We start from the raw sequence: 15312 nt of genomic DNA, 5'->3' as shown, positions 1-15312 counted from the left end.
CCGACGTGAGCGGCTGCCTCGGAATTGCCCGCCGCTCAGGTGCGCAGCACCACGCTGGCATGCGCCGTGTCGGTGCCGCTGTACGAATTCAGGCTAACTACCGGCCGACGGGCTGCGCGACTGCACTCGCCGACACGTCGGACGACCAGCGTGGCCACGTCGTCGAAGTGGTCCGCCGCGACCGCAGCGTCCAGGATGCGGACCGCTGTTTCCGCCAGGGCCTATGGCTCTCAGGGCCCTCGCACCACAAGACGCCGGACGAGTACGTCTTCTCCTTCCAGCACGACCTCGGCCCGCGCAAGGTGAAGGACCCGGCCACCTTCTCCTGCGTCGAGGCCGAGGCCGACGCGGCTCTGCTGGGGCCGCTTGGGCTCGGCAAGACGCACCTCGCCGTCGCTCCCGCGGTCGCCGCCTGCCGGGCCGGCCACTCGATCTGCTTCACCATGATCGACGACATGGCGGAGGCGTCAAAGCCGCGGAGGCTTCCGGACGGCTGTTCAACAAGGTCGACACCTCCCTGCGGGACGGTGTCCTTGTCGTTGACGAGGTGGGCCACCAGCCCCTGGAACGCGCCAGGTCATCTCAAGCGATACGAAAAAGGCTCGATCATCCGCACGTCGATCAAGACCTTCAGCGAGTGGGATCAGGCCTTCGATGACGAGGTCCTCGCCACCGCTTTCCTCGATCGCCTCCTGCACCACTGCGAAGTGATGTCCACCCACGGCGCCCGTTACCGCCTCATGGCCATCGAGCAGGAGACCGGTGTGGCCTGACAGCCGCCGGGGATCTTCGCCCGTACGCGACTGGCGAGAGAAGCAACCTCGTACACCGACAACCGGGCACGCCGAGCGAACGCGCCTTCGCGGGCCCTGCCGGTCATCTGAGGTGGAGTTTGCGCAGGCCCACGCACCGCTCCGGAGGCCTGCCGAAACTCGGGCCCTGGTGGCGTTGACGGAGACGACGGCGCGCCGTTGGCACCGCATCCGACCGATGCCGCCTACGTACTCCGGTTCGTACAGACCGTTGCGCACGAGCACCCGGTAGCCCCTCTGTGGAATGGCTGCAGCAGGCCCTGTGGGGCCGATGGCGCAATCCCGCGATACAGGGAGCGCGTCCGATCTCTTCAGCTCGCCACGATGCCGTGCAGGAGCAGGCCGATGAGTCTGGTGGCCAGGTCACGCTGATCTTCGCTGGCGGCGATGAGGCTGATCCCGCCGAGAGCCATCAGTACGTCCTGGGCCCTGACCCCTGGCCGCGCCAGTGCCTCGCTCTCCACTGCGCTGAGCAGGTGGGCGATGGCGTCGGCGAGCAGGGCCCGGGTGTGCAGCTTCTCACTGTCGTCGGTCAGCACCACGGCCAGCGCTTCGGCCATGCCGTGCTTGGTGGCCATGAAGTCGATGAAGCGCTCCATCCAGGTCCGCAGTGCGTCCACCGGCGGATGGGTGGCCGTGAGGTCCGGTGCCGCCTCGCACAGGCGCTGCACTTCTTGCCGGTAGATCGCTTCGATCAGCAGTTCCTTGGACGGGAACCGGCGATAGAGCGTGCCGACACCGACGCCGGCTGCGCGGGCGATGTCCTTGACCGAGGCCCCCGCACCCTCGCGGGCGAAGGCGGCCGCTGCCGCCTCCAGCAACCGGTCCTCGTTGCGTTGCGCGTCCGCGCGCAGCGTCCTGCGCTGTTGCCCAGCGTCCCCCTCGTGGCCAGTCACTCATTGACTCCCTTCCTGCCACACTTGCAACCGGAACCAGTTCCGCTTACTGTCGAACTCGAACCGGAACCCATTCCGGATACGAGATTACGGCGGCACCTCGCCTCCGCGCCACCGGCCGCGCGCTCGCCGCCCCGGTCCATCGTCTTTCTGGAAGAGCCTCATGACCGAGAACCTCATCACGACCCCGTTCGGTGCACAGACAACCGCCGCCGAGGTGCTGGACGGCATCGACCTCAGTGGCCGACGCGCCATCGTCACCGGAGGAGCCTCCGGCATCGGACGCGAGACCGCACGTGCTCTGGCCGCTGCCGGAGCCGAGGTGACCATCGGCGTCCGCGACCTGGCAGCGGGCGCACAGGCCGCCGAGGAGATCATCCCGGCAAGCGGCCCGGGAACGGTGTGCGCCGCGATGCTCGACCTCGCCGACCAGACCTCGGTGCATGCGTTTGTCGAGGCATGGCAGGGGCCGCTGCACATCCTCGTCCTCAACGCCGGCGTGATGGCCTCGCCGCTGGAGCGGACGAGGGAGGGCTGGGAAATGCAGTTCGCCACCAACCACCTCGGCCACTTCGCCCTCGCCACCGGCCTGCACAGCGCCCTGACGGCCGCCCACGGCGCACGCGTGGTCTCCGTCAGCTCGGTCGGCCACGTCAATGGTGACGTCCTCTTCGACGACATCAACTTCCAACGGCACACCTACGAGCCGTGGGCGGCCTACAGCCAGTCCAAGACTGCCAACGTCCTATTCGCCGTCGAGGCGGCCCGCCGCTGGGCGTCCGACCTGATCGCCGTGAACGCCCTCAACCCCGGCCGCATCACCAGCACCCGGCTCGGCCGCCACATCGGGGACATCTCCACCAGTCCGGCCTCCTTCGAGGCCACCAGCACCGACGTGTCCTGGAAGGACATCGAGCAGGGTGCCGCCACCTCGGTGCTGCTGGCCGCCTCCCCGTTGGTCGAGGGCGTGACAGGCCGGTACTTCGAGGACTGCAACGAAGCCGGCCCGCACCGCCCCGGGGTGCGCCGGGGAGTGGCCGCCCACGCCATGGACCGGCAGAGCGCGGCCCGCCTGTGGCAGACATCCCTCGACATGCTCGCGGCCGCTGCACCGACCGCCTGACGGCGCCACCCGCCACTGCTCCGCCGAGCCCAGCACGCACCTTTCCACCCGGGGCACCATCCGCACACCTCATCCATCCCGAAGGACGGTCCCATCGTGGACTACATCAAGCTCGGAAACACCGGCCTCGACATCTCCCCGATCTGCCTCGGAACGATGAGCATCGGAGAGCCCGACCGCGGCTACCCCGCCTGGACACTGCCCGAGGAGGCCGGCCGACCGCTGATCAAGGCAGCGGTGGAGGCCGGGATCAACTTCTTCGACACCGCCAACGGCTACTCCGACGGCTCCAGCGAAGAGATCCTCGGCCGAGCGCTGCGCGAGTTCGCCGCCCGCGAGGACGTGGTGATCGCCACGAAGGTCTACCACCCGATGCGGCCTGGGCACCCGAACTCCGGCGGCCTCTCACGCAAAGCGATCATGACCGAGGTCGATGCGAGCCTCACCCGCCTGGGCACCGACTACATCGACCTGTGGCAGATCCACCGCTTCGACGAGACGACTCCGCTCGAGGAGACCCTGGAGGCGCTGCACGACGTCGTCAAGTCGGGCAAGGTTCGCTACATCGGCGCGTCCTCGATGCACGCCTGGCAGTTCGCCAAGGCCCTGCATCTGCAGCATCTGCACGGCTGGACCCGCTTCGTGTCGATGCAGAACCATTACAGCCTGCTCAACCGCGAGGAAGAGCGGGAGATGCTGCCGCTGTGCGCCGACGAGAAGATCGGCACCATTGCCTGGAGCCCGCTGGCACGCGGCAAGCTCACCCGCGACTGGGACGAGACCACCCACCGCTCCAGTGCCGACGCCTTCACCAAGACCCTGTACCAGCAGGAAGAGAGCGAGAAGACGATCGTCAGGGAAGTCGCCGCCATCGCCGCCGAGCGCGGCGTCTCCCGGGCCCAGGTGGCATTGGCCTGGGTCTCACGTAACCCCGTGGTCTCCGCACCGATCGTCGGCGTCACCAAGCCGCACCACCTCCAGGACGCGATTGACTCACTCGGCGTACGCCTGACGGATGCGGAGACTGCGCGCCTGGAAGCCCCCTACATGCCGCAGCCCTTGGCCGGTTTCTGATCCCTCTTGACCACAGGAAGATGACATGACGCACGACCTCATCACCAGCTCGTTCAACGCAGCCTCCACCGCAGCCGAAGTGGTCGACGGGAACGACCTCCACGGCAAACGATTGATCGTCACCGGCGGTTCCTCCGGCATCGGCATCGAGACCGCACGCGCACTGGCCGGTGCCGGCGCCGACGTCCTCATCGCCGTGCGCAACCCGGAGGCCGGCCACGGCGTGGCCGCCGACATCAACACCGGCCTCGACTCCCCCCGCGTCACGGTCGCGCAGCTCGACCTCGCAGACCCCTCCTCGGTGCGACGCTTCGCCGCCGAGTGGGACAAGAAGCCCCTGCACGCCCTGATCCACAACGCCGGCATCATGGCGACCCCGTTGACGCGGACCGCGCCCGGCTGGGAGCTCCAGTTCGCCACCAACCACCTCGGCCATTTCGCACTCGCCAACGCCCTCCACGACGCCCTGGCGGCCGCGAACGGCGCCCGGATCGTCTCGGTCAGTTCCCGCGGCCACCTGCGCTCGCCCGTCATGTTCGACGACATCAACTTCCTTGAGCGCGCATACGATCCGTGGCTGGCCTACGGACAGTCCAAGACCGCCAACGTGCTCTTCGCCGTCGAGGCGAACCGGCGCTGGGCCGACGACGGGATCACCGCGAACGCACTGCACCCCGGAGGGATCATGACCAACCTGGTCCGCCACCTGCCCGAAGACGTGATCGAGGGCTTTCGCACGGACCCGGCGGCGGTGTACAAAACCCCGGAACAAGGAGCCGCGACATCCGTGTTCGTGGCCACGTCACCCCTGCTCGACCAAATAGGCGGGCGTTACTTCGAGGACTGCAACCAGGCCCTGCCCTACGACGGCGGCCCGGAGCCTGTCGGCGTGGCCGCCCATGCCCTCGACCCCGAGGCGGCACTGCGCCTCTGGGACATCTCGGAGCACGCCATCAGCAGGTGAGGCAATCGGCCCGCGAGGTCTCACATGCGGTCAGCATCCAGGACCGCGCGGGCGAACGCCTCGGGCGCCTCCTGCGGCACGTTGTGGCCGACGCCCTGCAGCGTGCGGTGGGCGTAGGGACCGGTGAACTTGCCGCGGTAGGCGGCTCCGTTACCAGGAGGGGTGAAGGGGTCCAGCGCGCCGTCGAGGGTGACGGTGGGCACGTGAACGGGCGGGCCTTCGGCGAGCTTCGCCTCGAGGCCGTCGTAGCGCGGATCGCCCGGTGCGAGACCGAGACGCCAGCGGTAGTTGTGGATCACGATGGGAACGTAGTCCGGGTTGTCGAAGGCCCGGGCCGTGCGGTTGAAGGTGGCGTCGCTGAAGTGCCAGGTCGGCGAGACGTTGCGCCAGATGAGCTTGGCGAAGTCGTCCCGGTACTTCGCGAGCCCCAGCTCGCCCCGAGCGATGGAGAAGTAGTACTGGTACCACCACGCCCACTCGGCCGTCGGAGGCAGCGGCTGCTGCTGGGCCTTCCGGTTGGTTATGAGATAGCCGCTCACGGAAACCAGAGCCTTGCAGCGTCGTGGCCACAGAGCGGCGATGATGTCTGCGGTGCGGGATCCCCAGTCGAAACCGCCAAGGACTGCTCGCTCGATCCGCAGAGCGTCCATCAGCGCGATGATGTCCCGCGCGAACACCACCTGCTCCGCGTTACGGAACGTCCTGCCGGACAGGAACGTGGTCGTCCCGTAGCCGCGCAGGTAAGGCACGATGACGCGGTAGCCATGCCCGGCCAGCAGCGGGGCCACCTCGACATAGCTGTGAATGTCGTACGGCCAGCCGTGCAGCAGGATCACCACGGGGCCATGGGCGGGTCCCGTTTCCGCGTAGCCGATATTCAACTCACCGGCGTGGATCTGCCTCACCACCCCGAAGGACGGAGCACGTGAAGTCTTGTCAATCTCACTCGCCGGCGCACGCGTCCGAACGGCCGCCGAGGCCGAGGAGGGGTCGGACGTCCTCCCACATGAGGCAGCCGCTGTGCTCACCGTGACCATGCCCAGGGCCTTGCCGAAATTCCGCCTGCCTATCACCTGAGAACCGTCCTAACGTGTCCACTGGCCTGGGGGATGCCGCACGCGACAAGAGGCACGGATGCGGTTATCGACCCGGGAGAGGCGGTGCTGGCGGGTCTTCCGCACCAGCCGCGCACAGCCGGCAACGACTCCACGTGCGCCTCGCCGTCCTAACCGGTCTCAAAGACGACTCTCGCAATGCCACGGACAAGGCGCCCGCAGGCCGCGTCCGAACGGAGTACAGCTACCTCACCTCGCGTCCACCGACCGGTGTTCCCACGAGTGCAGTCTGCTCGGAGGTCCACGAACAATCGATCAAGCTGCAACGATCCGCCGAGGGAACCGCTCAGGCCGCCGACGATGTCGCAGCACGGCTTCGGGACACACAGAGTGTGCTGCACCACGCCGAACAGAGCCTGACCGAGATGAGCGCGGCGCGGATGCGCGCCGACCAGGCGCTGCTGGATGCCCGTGAAACCTGGCAGGCGCGGCGGGTGCTGGGCCGGCTCGCTGCGGTGTGCTGTCCGCGATGCGAGGAGCCCCTCGATCGTGACCGTCGCCAGCAGGAGCGCGAGGACGCTTCCTGCGCGGTGTGCACCCGGCCGCTGCCCGAGGTCGACGAAGAGACTGCCGAAGCGCTGCTGCAGGACTTGGAGCAGCAGCTCGCAAAGGCGCGGGAGGCGGAGGCCGAGGCAAGTCGGCACGGCCGCGCACCTCGCCGCCTGGACCGGCCGTATGCACCAGCTGGACTGGCTCAGTGCCCGCAGCCTGACCCAAAGCGCCTGGTCGAAGCTCGTGACCACCCTCAACGCCCCACAGACGCACCTGCGTCGGTCCAACCGATCGGCGGCTCCAGCGGGCCGGACTCTACGTCACGAACCTACGTGGTGTCGCGTACTACCAGGCGGCGGCAAGACAGGCTGACCTGCGCCCGGCCCAGCCGTTGCGCTTGGTGCCTGAGCCTGACACCCCCTCGTCGCCTATGCCGTAGCGGTCTACCCCAACCGGGGCAACGGCCCGATTGGCTACATTAACGAGCAGAAAGCCCGTGCTTGGTCCCGAGTGATCGCCGAGGGAGCGCAGCTCTCGGCGGTGAGCCTGCGGGGGACGGGACCGGGAGTGAAGTGCGAGGCAGTGGCGGTTCTGGCTGCCGAATCGAGGGTGGTTGCCCACCTTCTGTCGCCGCGGCCCTCGTCGTTCCCTCGGCCGGCGTTCCTGCAGTAGCGATCGCCTATCACCGCTCAACGCCATCAGCTTGGGAAGCTGAGGTGATCTAGGGCTTGCTATGGGGGTTGACCTGCGGCGGAAGTATGTCGACGCCCGTTGGGCGGGTCCGTTGGTGCTCCGCTGTTCCCTCTGGTTCCCCCTACGATAGGCACGCGTCTGGCACGACCTCTTCGTCCCGAAGCAACTTGCGCTCGGCCTCTACCTTGGGCCGGGGTGCCCTGACCGTGATTCCCCGTTGTCCCCCCAGTCTGGTGCGGTAGTGGTACGGCCACTCGGACGGCCCGTAGGCGGTCCAAGGCTTCCTGGCCATGCGGAGCCTGGTCTGGTCGGCGAGGCTGGAAGCATGAACCGCCGAACCCCTGAGCGGCCCTCGGAGACCCCGGCGGGCACCACGGCCCAGATGTATTACAGCGGCGCCGTCTACGGCTCGCTGCTTGCGGCCTCCGTGGTGGTCGGCGCCGGATCGCTCGGCTCGTTTCCGCGGCTGGAACTTGTTCTGCTACTGCTCTGCACCGGTGTGGTGTTCTGGGCCGCGCACGTCTTCTCCCGCCTTTTCGGGGCCCGAATCGTGCACCACTTGAGCTGGGAGGAGGTCCGCCGCGCGTGCGCGGAAGAACGCCCGATCATCGACGCGGCCATCCCACCGGCCGGTGCCGTGGCGATCAGTCCAATCCTCGGCCTGGGCGTTCGGGGGGCGGCATGGCTGGCACTCGGGGTCGCTTTGGCCGGGCAGGTCGGCTGGGCAACCGAGGCCGCCAGCCGCGCCGGCGCCTCACGCCGCTTGATGCTGCTCGCCGGTGCGATCAACCTTCTCCTCGGATCGGTCATCGTGGTTTTCAAGGTCGCGCTTCAGCACTGAGAACCCGCCTCCGCGATCAAGGCGGATTCCGCGGCCTTTATCCTGGTGCCTCCGGCAGCCCACTCGGCAAGATTCGAACCAGCAACCTTCTGATCCGTAGCTCAACCCTGCTTCGGGGATGAGCACCTGCGGTGGTACCCAACGCGCAACCTCTGACCAGGGGGAGAGTCGTCATCGTCTGTGGTCGTCTGTCGTCGTTGGCTGCCCTCGGACGGCCCAGAGACGGCCCGAGCGGGGCTGTTGCGGAGTGCTCCCTCGGTGCGAACTACGGGCGGGGCGGTCGCTGAGGCCTGCTCGGCGGGTCAGTCGCTCATCCTGGGGCGGTGGCGGGGGTCGCCGGAGTAATGGCCGTAAAAAGAACGGATATCGCTGACCTGGCCCCGGAGGTCCTAGCCCGGACACCGGGGATAAAGTAACCCGCCGGTAGCTTTCAGGGCTTCGTGACTGCGGTCTTCTTCGGCTGGCGAGGCACAGTCCTGGTCTTGTCGAGGTGCCCGTACACCGTGGACCGCGGGACGCTGAACAAGTCGGCGATCTGCTGGACAGTCTTCTCCCGCTCGTCGTAGAGCCGTTGGGCGAGCGCGGCCTGGTCCTCGGTGAGCTTTGGCCTGCGCCGCCGACCCGCCCTCGAGCCCGCGCGGAGGCGAGCCCGTCGTTGGTGTTCGCCACGATCAGTTCGCGCTGGAGCTCTGCCAGTACGGACAGCATCCCGAACATCGCCCTCCCCTCCATGGTGGCAGTGTTGATGCCCTGCTCGATGACGTGCAGCCCAATGCCGCGCTCGCGCAGTTCGGCGCCGAGGGTCACCAGGTGCAGTACGGAGCGGGAGAGCCGGTCGAGCCGGGTCACCTTCAACGTGTCGCCTTGGCGCAGCAGCCTGCATGCCGAGATCGAGCTTCGGTCGGGACGCCTTCGCGCCGCTGGCGACATCGACGTGGATGTTGTCGCGGTCGACGCCGTGGCGGAGTAGTGCGTCAATCTGATGATCGGGGTTCTGGTCCGCCGTCGAGGTGCGGCAGTAGCCGATGACTATTGTCGGAAACTACCCGAAGGACCATTCTCCGACGTTGATTCCCGACGCGAGTTGCCGACACTGCTCACCTGCGCGTTCGTGATTGCCAACCTGAGTGTCGGCAGACGATGGCGAGCTCAAGCGGTCAGCGCATCACCGCTGTTCAGGAGGTCAGCGTAGACCTCTGCCGGAGTGCGATAGCCATGGGTCCTGCGCGGGCGCTGGTTGAGCTCGTGGGCGATGGCGTCCAGGTCGGCCTGGCTGAACGTGCGGAGGTCCGCGCCCTTGGGCAGGTACTGCCGAAGCAGCCGGTTGGTGTTCTCGTTGGTGCCGCGCTGCCAGGGGCTGCGCGGCTTGCAGAGGTAGATCCGCATCCCGGTCTCGGCGGTGATGGCCTGGTGCTCGGCCATCTCCCGGCCCCGGTCCCAGGTGAGCGTTCGTCGTAGCTGGGGCGGGATGCGGAGGAGCCTCCTGGTGAGGTGCGGAGTGACCTGCCCGGCCTTGATGCCGTCGGGCAGCGCAACGATGGCCGTGTAGCGGCTGGTGCGCTCGACGAGCGTGGCGACGGCCGAGGGCCGGGTGCCCATCACGAGGTCGCCCTCCCAGTGGCCGGGAACCTTGCGGTCCTCGACCTCGGCGGGGCGGGCGGTGATGGACACCATGCCGCGGATGATGCCCCGCCCCGTGGGCCGGCGGGCGATCTTCGGACGACGCATGGGCCTGCCTGACCGCAGCCGCCGGGTGAGGCTGCGGTCGATCGCATGACGCCGGCGAGGGTCGTAGAGGGAGAGGTAGATCGCTTCGTGCGAGATCTGCATGGATGCGTCACCAGGAAACTGCCGTCGCAGCCATCCTGCGATCTGCTCGGGTGACCAGCACAGAGCCAGCTTGGCTTCCACCAGAGCGCGTAGAGCGGGACGTTGGGCGAGCTTGGCCTGCTTGGGGCGGCGCCCGCGTTCGTAGGCGGCTGCATCGGCCAAGGCTGCTCGGTAGCGGTCCCGGCCGCCGTTGCGGGCAATCTCGCGGGAGACGGTCGAAGGGGATCGGCCCAGCCGCTTGGCCAGCTGCCGGGCCGATTCCCCGGCGGCGATACCGCGGGATATCTCCTCGCACTCGCTGCCGCTCAGATGCCGCTCTGACCGCTTCTGCGGGGTGAGGCGGACGCCGGTCCGCTCCACTGCGTTCCGCCGCGGCTAGCAACGAGGCGGCCAGCGGCGGGAATTCGGTCGGCCAACGGTCGTAAGCGGGCATGGCGCAGTTGAAGAGCGCCGCTGCCCCGCGGTGCCGTGACCAGGAAGTACCACTACGACCGCGGCCACTTCGACCAGCACTGGGCCAAGGTGCGGTCTGATCCGGCAGTAATCGTGCGAACCGTTGTCGCCGACGGCGTAGTGGTCGGGCATGCCGCAGCATTCGGTTCACCCTCCGAGCGTGAGGTCACCTACGTCGTCGGGTGAACTCACCGGGGTCGAGGCATCGCCTCCCGGGCGCTCGCTGAGCTGATCAAGCTGGAGGGCACCCGCCCACTGCGCACCGACGCCGCTGCTGACAACGCTGGATCCCTTCGTGTACTGGAAAAATGCGGCTTCGTTGTAACCGGGCGCAGCCGGTGCTTTGCCCGTGCCCGGGTGCACGAGATTGATCTCGTGCACCTGACACTGAGTTGACCCAGACAGCCGGTACAGGCTGCTCACCTGGCCAACGCGAGGTTGTGTAGGCAAGCGATTCCGAGCGTGGCCTGATGGACTCCGTTGCCCTTGAGGCGACAGTCCCGAAGAATCTTCCAGTTCTTGAGCCGCGACAGGGCGTGTTCCACGCGCGCTCGCGCCCGGCGGTGGACGGCGTTCTCCGCTTCCTGTTGCGGGCTGAGGTGCGGCTCCATGCACTCTGGGAAGCCGCAGATAGTTTTTCTTCAAGGGTGGTCCGCGGTCTTCTCTCGCACAGACATGCGGAAGAGTGCTGTCCCGGGTGGAGTCGGCTCGGTGGGCACCGCACGAGCTGGGCGCCACAAGTGATCACCGGAGGCCGCTCCCCCACCGCCCCGGATCATGGCGCCCGAGCCGATCGGTGACGGCCGAGCTCGGCCGTGGCGCCCGCAGCCTTCCGGGTAGGGTTCGGGTCGACGCCTGCCGTCCGTAGAGCCTCCTCGGGTGCTGTCGTAGCACGGGAATGGTCCGGGGTGCGGGTCGTCCGACGTCACATGGTCACCACAGCCACACGCCAAGGGCGACGACGGCAATGCCGATCGTGATGATCGTCGGCCCGATCGTGTAACCGGCCCACTTCCTTCGGCCTACGAGGTCCCGCATACCGATGGACATGGCTCCACCGACAAGGACGATCAAGCACCCCGCGAGCACGACGAGCGCCGCAAAGAAGGGAACCCAGCCGGGGTCGTAGTTCGGGTTGTTGTGCGCGACCCCCGCCAGGATCATGTCGCCGGGCCCGTCGTGCACTGTCACAACAGCCCGAAGCTCCAGCCGGCGATTGCAAGACCGATCACGAGGATCACCGGCCCGAGAACGTAGTTGCCCAACTTCTTCTGATCGCTGACGCTCCAGAGCGCGACGGTCAGGGCGGCGCCGATGACGACGATCAGGCACCCGCCGACCCCGAGGAGCGCCCAGAAGAAGCCGGCCCAGGTGGCGGGGTGGTCCGGGTTAGGGTTCGAAACGGCCGCAAGCCTCACGTCGCCGATCATGCTCACTCGTCCTTCGCCAGATCCTGGACATCCGCCTCGATGCCGGAGCCGGCAGCGTAGACGCCCGTGTTCAAGGTGGTTCCCACGGTGTTCTTGAACGCGCTGTCGGCCAGCCCGCCCCGGTCACTGAGGTTCTTGCCGCCGAGGCTCCCGTGCTGCTCCAAGGCATGGTTGACGCCGTGGTTCTGGGCGTTCCCGAAGACACCGGTTGCGGCGTTCGTGAGGGCGTTCTGGCCCATCGTCGAGGCATCCCGGTCGTTGGCGATGTCAGTCGTGAGTCCACCGGCCACGTTATCCGCGGCGCCGTTGACGGTGGTGCCCAGCAGGCCGTCTCCCCTCAGGATGTTGCCGGCCACCCCGGTCAGTCCGGCTGTGTCCGCGAGCGCCGCGCCGCCCCCAGTGAACACGGCTGTTCCGCCGGCGGCCCAAGCGCCGCTGGCGAGGTCGTCTCCGACGGTCACGGGCTGGCCGTTAACGGCCTGGTTGAGCATCGTGCTGCCCGAGTCCGCCACGAAGTTCGTGACGAAGCTCTCGGCACCCTTCTTGAGGAACTTCGCGGCGAACTCGGCCACCTTCGCCAACTTCACCGCCCCTTCCTCGCTGAGCTTGCCGAACCGCTCCAGCAGCGCCGCCACCTTCTCAGCCGCCGACGTGAACAGGCAACAGCCGGGCCCGCCACCACGGGGGGAAGTGACGGGCCCGGCACGCATCCACGGTGCCACACGCTCAGCAGGCTCGCAGTCGCTTCGCAAAGCAGCCTGTCGACACACTTGGACGGGCATCGACCGCCGCGGTGGCATCAGCGCCCGCCCGGCTGTCAGTTCAGGCCCAGCTTCGCCAGGGCGATCGTCCAGTCGGCCGCGATTGCCTGCTGTGCGGCGGAGAGAGTGACCTTGCCGTCGCAGACGGCGGTGTGCAGCTTGCTCTCGACCGGGTCCTTCTTGTGGTTGATGCCGCCACCCGTCTTGTGACCCGGGTCCGGCGGCTCAACCCACAGGTTCCGGGCGTCTTTGGGGTCGCCTCCGAGCTCAAGGCTCACAAGATGATCATATTCGGCGTCCGCCAATCGGCGGCGCACCCTGGGCAACTCAGCTTGACTCTGTCGGGGATCTTGGAGCCGTCGAGGTCAACTGCCCAGGGTTCGCCAGGACTTCAGCCGAGGTAACTCCCGTTGGTCGAGGTACCTCTGGAAGGAAGTCGGTCGGCGGGGTACGAGGGCTTCCTGGGCTGGTGGCGATCCGCTGAGGCGCTCTAGCGCACCGACGACATGGCGGGGTTCGTGGTGCTGCCCAGGCGCTGGGTGGCCGAGCGCACGTTCGCGTGGCTGATGAACTCCCGCCGTCTGGCCCGGGACTACGAAACCCTGCCCGCCACCAGCGAGGCGATGATCCGGTGGTCGATGGTCACGCGGATGAGCCGGCGTCTGGGACGGCCACGGCCGGCCGACCGGCACCGAACGCCCCCGACGCCTCCAGGAGGAGCCACCCGCGCTCCGCCAGGCGCCGGGCTTTCGACCGCAGTCCCTCGACTTTCGCCGGCGTCGCATCAAGGCCCAGCTCCACCGCGATCTCCTTGGCCCGAAGCGGTCCGTGACCCGTGGATCGCTGCTGTTCCAGCACGCCCAGAATGCACTGATAGTCCGGCGCCAGAACCGTCACCGGCAGCCCTTCCCGCCAGGGCGGCACCGTCGAGCCCGGCCCCGGCGCGAGCGACAGCACCGCTTTCTCCTCGGCCTCGGTCCCGGCGGTGGTCTCGGCAGCCGAGGCTGTTAGGGCCTCGACCAGCTCTTCCCGCGCGATCACCCGCCGGTCCAGCTCGATCTCAGCGGCCTCCAACACCTCAGCCGACCGGGCGACTTGCTCCCGTAGCCCTTCCACCCGCACACGGGCCGCTGTCTCCCGGTCCTCCAGCATTCCCAGCACCGACGCCATCGCACACCCTTCGCTCACGGAGCGGAAACAAGACGCCGGATGCCTCTCTCATTCCGAGCCACACCATGCCTGACCAGCAGAAATCAACGGATCACGTTCGGTTGAGATTCGGCTTCCAAGACCGCCCCAGTGGTCAGACCGGACTGCCTTGAGTTGGCGGAGACGGGACAGATGCACCCACCGGTGACCCGTCTCGCTGAAGGTGACCCACCTCGGGGCTGTGACCAGCGGTGGGTCACCTTCAGCGAGACGGACGCTCGGTCGGCGTCCCACTCAGTCTGAGTTCTGAGCGCCAGGACGTGCCTCGCGTTCGGCAGCGAACTCGTCGAGAAGCTGGAACAGGACCTTGATGGCGTGCTTCTCGTCCTCGGGCGGCAGGTCGGCGATGTCGGTCCAGCCCTCTGGTAGCGCGATATGCAGGACCTGTCCAGGCCAGGCATGGTTGCAGCTGCGGCCACGGCGGGCGACGAGCCACTCGTGCCAGCCTGTGAGCCCCTGTCCGCCGTGGCGCATCGCGTGCTGGTCGTAGCCGGTGAGGAAGGCGGTCAGCTGGTGGAACGACGAGGCTGTGCCGACGAACATGCCGGGACGCCGGCCGACGCAGGCGAAGTACTCGCGTTCGCTCATTTCCCTGATCTGTCTCATTGGTCTCCTTCGCAGGTCTGGCGCGATCCGCCTATGCACCGTCGGATGCCGGCGGTCGTTCCACAGTCGTCTGAGGGCTTCCAGTTCGGTTCGGGGGAAGTGCTCGCCCCACTTGCCCCGGTAGCCGCTCTCGCCATGAGTCCGTGCGACTTCGTCGAAGCAGCGGATCACAGCGCGGGCGAGTTGGTTGACGTCGAGCTGTTTTGACCAGATCTCGGTTCCACTGTTGTCGTGATCGCTGCCGTCGCGCAGTTCCAGCACGCGGATCCAGACGTCGTCGCCTTCGCCATAGAAGATCCACCGGTAGGCGGTCGGTTCGGCCTCGAACTGGACACGGTTCTCCGTCTCCCCCGCGACGAGCCGGGCCACCGCGGTCAGGAACTCCTCGGGCGCACTCGTGATGTACGAAGCGGTGAGCTCGGCCTTCGCGTGGTGATCCTCAAGAGTGCAGTCAGCCCATCCGTGTCTCCCCAGCACCCAAGTGATGCGCATGCCGGAGGTCACTGGTGCTCCTCGGCGAGGAAGCACCGGACGTCGGCGGCCAGGGCAGTCATCTGCTCGCCGGCCTCCAGCCACGTGGTTGCCGAGGCGCTCCAGCCGCCAGCGGCCCTCGGCCAGGGTCGCACGGTCCAGGTCAGCCCGACGTGGCCGCCGGACCGGAAGACGGCCGACACCGTTAGGTCTCTGTCGTTGGTCTGCCAGCTCCGTTCGCCCTCCCATCCCCGGTAGTCCGCAGCCAGTTCTTCCAGGAACGCGGCGAGATCGCTGTCCCAGATCCAGGCGACGACCTCGTTGACGCGAGCCGTCAAGCCTGGGGCCCGCAGCTCGACGGCATAGTGCACGGAATCCGCGTCGGAGCTGAACCGGTCACAGAAGGTCACGCCAACGAAGGTGTTGTCCTGGCAGCGGATGGTCACGCTGGCCTTGTCGTTGGTGTCGGCACCCGGGGAGGTCATGGGCGGAACGCTAAGCCAGCGTCGCGTTCACGTCATCGGAATTCTCCCCTTTCGGGG

General features: G+C 67.7%; 15 protein-coding genes and 5 pseudogenes. 7 read left to right on the top strand and 13 right to left on the bottom strand.

The features are described from left to right. The first annotated feature begins 5 nt into the window (after positions 1–5). The gene (locus ACFYZJ_RS31135; RefSeq protein WP_388573474.1) at positions 6–773 is read left to right on the top strand and encodes an ATP-binding protein; all 768 of its coding nucleotides are present in this window, start codon (positions 6–8) and stop codon (positions 771–773) included. Between the two features lie 350 nt (positions 774–1123). Here ACFYZJ_RS31135 and ACFYZJ_RS31130 read toward each other — a convergent pair whose 3' ends face one another. Next, positions 1124–1708 (bottom strand): TetR/AcrR family transcriptional regulator, encoded by a 585-nt coding sequence (locus ACFYZJ_RS31130; RefSeq protein ID WP_388573472.1) that lies wholly within the window; start codon positions 1706–1708, stop codon positions 1124–1126. Positions 1709–1871: 163 nt separating this feature from the next. Here ACFYZJ_RS31130 and ACFYZJ_RS31125 point away from each other — a divergent pair, with 163 nt between their 5' ends. From ACFYZJ_RS31125 to ACFYZJ_RS31115, 3 genes are all read left to right on the top strand, one after another. Continuing rightward, positions 1872–2831 carry an SDR family NAD(P)-dependent oxidoreductase gene (locus ACFYZJ_RS31125; RefSeq protein ID WP_388573470.1) on the top strand — a complete coding sequence of 320 codons (960 nt, stop codon included), beginning with the start codon at positions 1872–1874 and terminating at the stop codon, positions 2829–2831. Between the two features lie 96 nt (positions 2832–2927). Next, entirely contained in the window at positions 2928–3905 is a 978-nt protein-coding gene (locus ACFYZJ_RS31120) for an aldo/keto reductase (RefSeq protein ID WP_388573468.1), read from the top strand. 25 nt (positions 3906–3930) lie between these two features. Beyond that, positions 3931–4869 (top strand): SDR family NAD(P)-dependent oxidoreductase, encoded by a 939-nt coding sequence (locus tag ACFYZJ_RS31115; RefSeq protein ID WP_388573466.1) that lies wholly within the window; start codon positions 3931–3933, stop codon positions 4867–4869. A 20-nt stretch (positions 4870–4889) separates the two neighbouring features. On the opposite strand, the gene ACFYZJ_RS31110 is transcribed toward ACFYZJ_RS31115, so the two are convergent. Then, a complete protein-coding gene (locus ACFYZJ_RS31110; protein WP_388573464.1) occupies positions 4890–5942 on the bottom strand; it encodes an alpha/beta fold hydrolase in 1053 nt (350 codons plus the stop codon). A 1552-nt stretch (positions 5943–7494) separates the two neighbouring features. Here ACFYZJ_RS31110 and ACFYZJ_RS31105 point away from each other — a divergent pair. After that, positions 7495–8010 (top strand): hypothetical protein, encoded by a 516-nt coding sequence (locus tag ACFYZJ_RS31105; RefSeq protein WP_388573462.1) that lies wholly within the window; start codon positions 7495–7497, stop codon positions 8008–8010. A 430-nt stretch (positions 8011–8440) separates the two neighbouring features. Here ACFYZJ_RS31105 and ACFYZJ_RS31100 read toward each other — a convergent pair. From ACFYZJ_RS31100 to ACFYZJ_RS31090, 3 genes and pseudogenes are all read right to left on the bottom strand, one after another. Further along, positions 8441–8611 (bottom strand): annotated as a pseudogene (locus ACFYZJ_RS31100) (helix-turn-helix domain-containing protein); the annotation flags it as partial. Between the two features lie 80 nt (positions 8612–8691). Beyond that, positions 8692–8989 (bottom strand): annotated as a pseudogene (locus tag ACFYZJ_RS31095) (recombinase family protein); the annotation flags it as partial. Positions 8990–9159: 170 nt separating this feature from the next. Then, complete coding sequence (locus ACFYZJ_RS31090; RefSeq protein WP_388573460.1) at positions 9160–10200, bottom strand: IS30 family transposase; 1041 nt, start codon at positions 10198–10200, stop codon at positions 9160–9162. Between the two features lie 297 nt (positions 10201–10497). Here ACFYZJ_RS31090 and ACFYZJ_RS31085 point away from each other — a divergent pair, with 297 nt between their 5' ends. Beyond that, positions 10498–10689, top strand: coding sequence for a GNAT family N-acetyltransferase (locus ACFYZJ_RS31085; RefSeq protein ID WP_388573536.1), 192 nt, complete (start codon positions 10498–10500; stop codon positions 10687–10689). Positions 10690–10712: 23 nt separating this feature from the next. On the opposite strand, the pseudogene ACFYZJ_RS31080 reads toward ACFYZJ_RS31085, so the two are convergent. The 5 genes and pseudogenes from ACFYZJ_RS31080 to ACFYZJ_RS31060 form a co-directional block, all read right to left on the bottom strand. Then, positions 10713–10892: pseudogene (locus ACFYZJ_RS31080) on the bottom strand (transposase); the annotation flags it as partial. A gap of 334 nt (positions 10893–11226) precedes the next feature. Next, the gene (locus tag ACFYZJ_RS31075; RefSeq protein WP_388573458.1) at positions 11227–11484 is read right to left on the bottom strand and encodes a hypothetical protein; all 258 of its coding nucleotides are present in this window, start codon (positions 11482–11484) and stop codon (positions 11227–11229) included. Beyond that, complete coding sequence (locus ACFYZJ_RS31070; protein WP_234519923.1) at positions 11481–11723, bottom strand: hypothetical protein; 243 nt, start codon at positions 11721–11723, stop codon at positions 11481–11483. The genes ACFYZJ_RS31075 and ACFYZJ_RS31070 overlap by 4 nt, the downstream gene beginning before the upstream one ends. A gap of 2 nt (positions 11724–11725) precedes the next feature. After that, positions 11726–12358, bottom strand: coding sequence for a hypothetical protein (locus tag ACFYZJ_RS31065; protein ID WP_388573456.1), 633 nt, complete (start codon positions 12356–12358; stop codon positions 11726–11728). 182 nt (positions 12359–12540) lie between these two features. Then, positions 12541–12789 (bottom strand): annotated as a pseudogene (locus ACFYZJ_RS31060) (hypothetical protein); the annotation flags it as partial. Between the two features lie 207 nt (positions 12790–12996). Here ACFYZJ_RS31060 and ACFYZJ_RS31055 point away from each other — a divergent pair. Further along, positions 12997–13155: pseudogene (locus ACFYZJ_RS31055) on the top strand (transposase); the annotation flags it as partial. Here the strand turns inward: ACFYZJ_RS31055 and ACFYZJ_RS31050 are convergent. The 3 genes from ACFYZJ_RS31050 to ACFYZJ_RS31040 form a co-directional block, all read right to left on the bottom strand. Then, positions 13127–13654 carry a hypothetical protein gene (locus ACFYZJ_RS31050; protein ID WP_388573454.1) on the bottom strand — a complete coding sequence of 176 codons (528 nt, stop codon included), beginning with the start codon at positions 13652–13654 and terminating at the stop codon, positions 13127–13129. The pseudogene ACFYZJ_RS31055 and the gene ACFYZJ_RS31050 overlap by 29 nt on opposite strands. A 273-nt stretch (positions 13655–13927) precedes the next feature. Further along, entirely contained in the window at positions 13928–14803 is an 876-nt protein-coding gene (locus tag ACFYZJ_RS31045; RefSeq protein ID WP_388573452.1) for a hypothetical protein, read from the bottom strand. Further along, positions 14800–15255 (bottom strand): DUF6228 family protein, encoded by a 456-nt coding sequence (locus ACFYZJ_RS31040; protein ID WP_388573450.1) that lies wholly within the window; start codon positions 15253–15255, stop codon positions 14800–14802. Before ACFYZJ_RS31040 ends, ACFYZJ_RS31045 begins: the two co-directional genes overlap by 4 nt. Positions 15256–15312 lie beyond the last annotated feature (57 nt).

The sequence above is a fragment of the Streptomyces sp. NPDC001848 genome (genome assembly GCF_042891915.1).
GTDB lineage: Bacteria > Actinomycetota > Actinomycetes > Streptomycetales > Streptomycetaceae > Streptomyces.
This window is presented reverse-complemented; position numbering and strand designations above follow the sequence as displayed.

What these genes read in the sequence shown, in the direction of transcription:
- ACFYZJ_RS31105 (WP_388573462.1), top strand. Translation starts at nt 7,495, where the DNA reads ATGAACCGCCGAACCCCTGAGCGGCCCTCGGAGACCCCGGCGGGCACC.
- ACFYZJ_RS31125 (WP_388573470.1), top strand. Translation starts at nt 1,872, where the DNA reads ATGACCGAGAACCTCATCACGACCCCGTTCGGTGCACAGACAACCGCC.
- ACFYZJ_RS31115 (WP_388573466.1), top strand. Translation starts at nt 3,931, where the DNA reads ATGACGCACGACCTCATCACCAGCTCGTTCAACGCAGCCTCCACCGCA.
- ACFYZJ_RS31040 (WP_388573450.1), bottom strand. Translation starts at nt 15,255, where the DNA reads ATGACCTCCCCGGGTGCCGACACCAACGACAAGGCCAGCGTGACCATC.
- ACFYZJ_RS31050 (WP_388573454.1), bottom strand. Translation starts at nt 13,654, where the DNA reads ATGGCGTCGGTGCTGGGAATGCTGGAGGACCGGGAGACAGCGGCCCGT.
- ACFYZJ_RS31070 (WP_234519923.1), bottom strand. Translation starts at nt 11,723, where the DNA reads ATGATCGGCGACGTGAGGCTTGCGGCCGTTTCGAACCCTAACCCGGAC.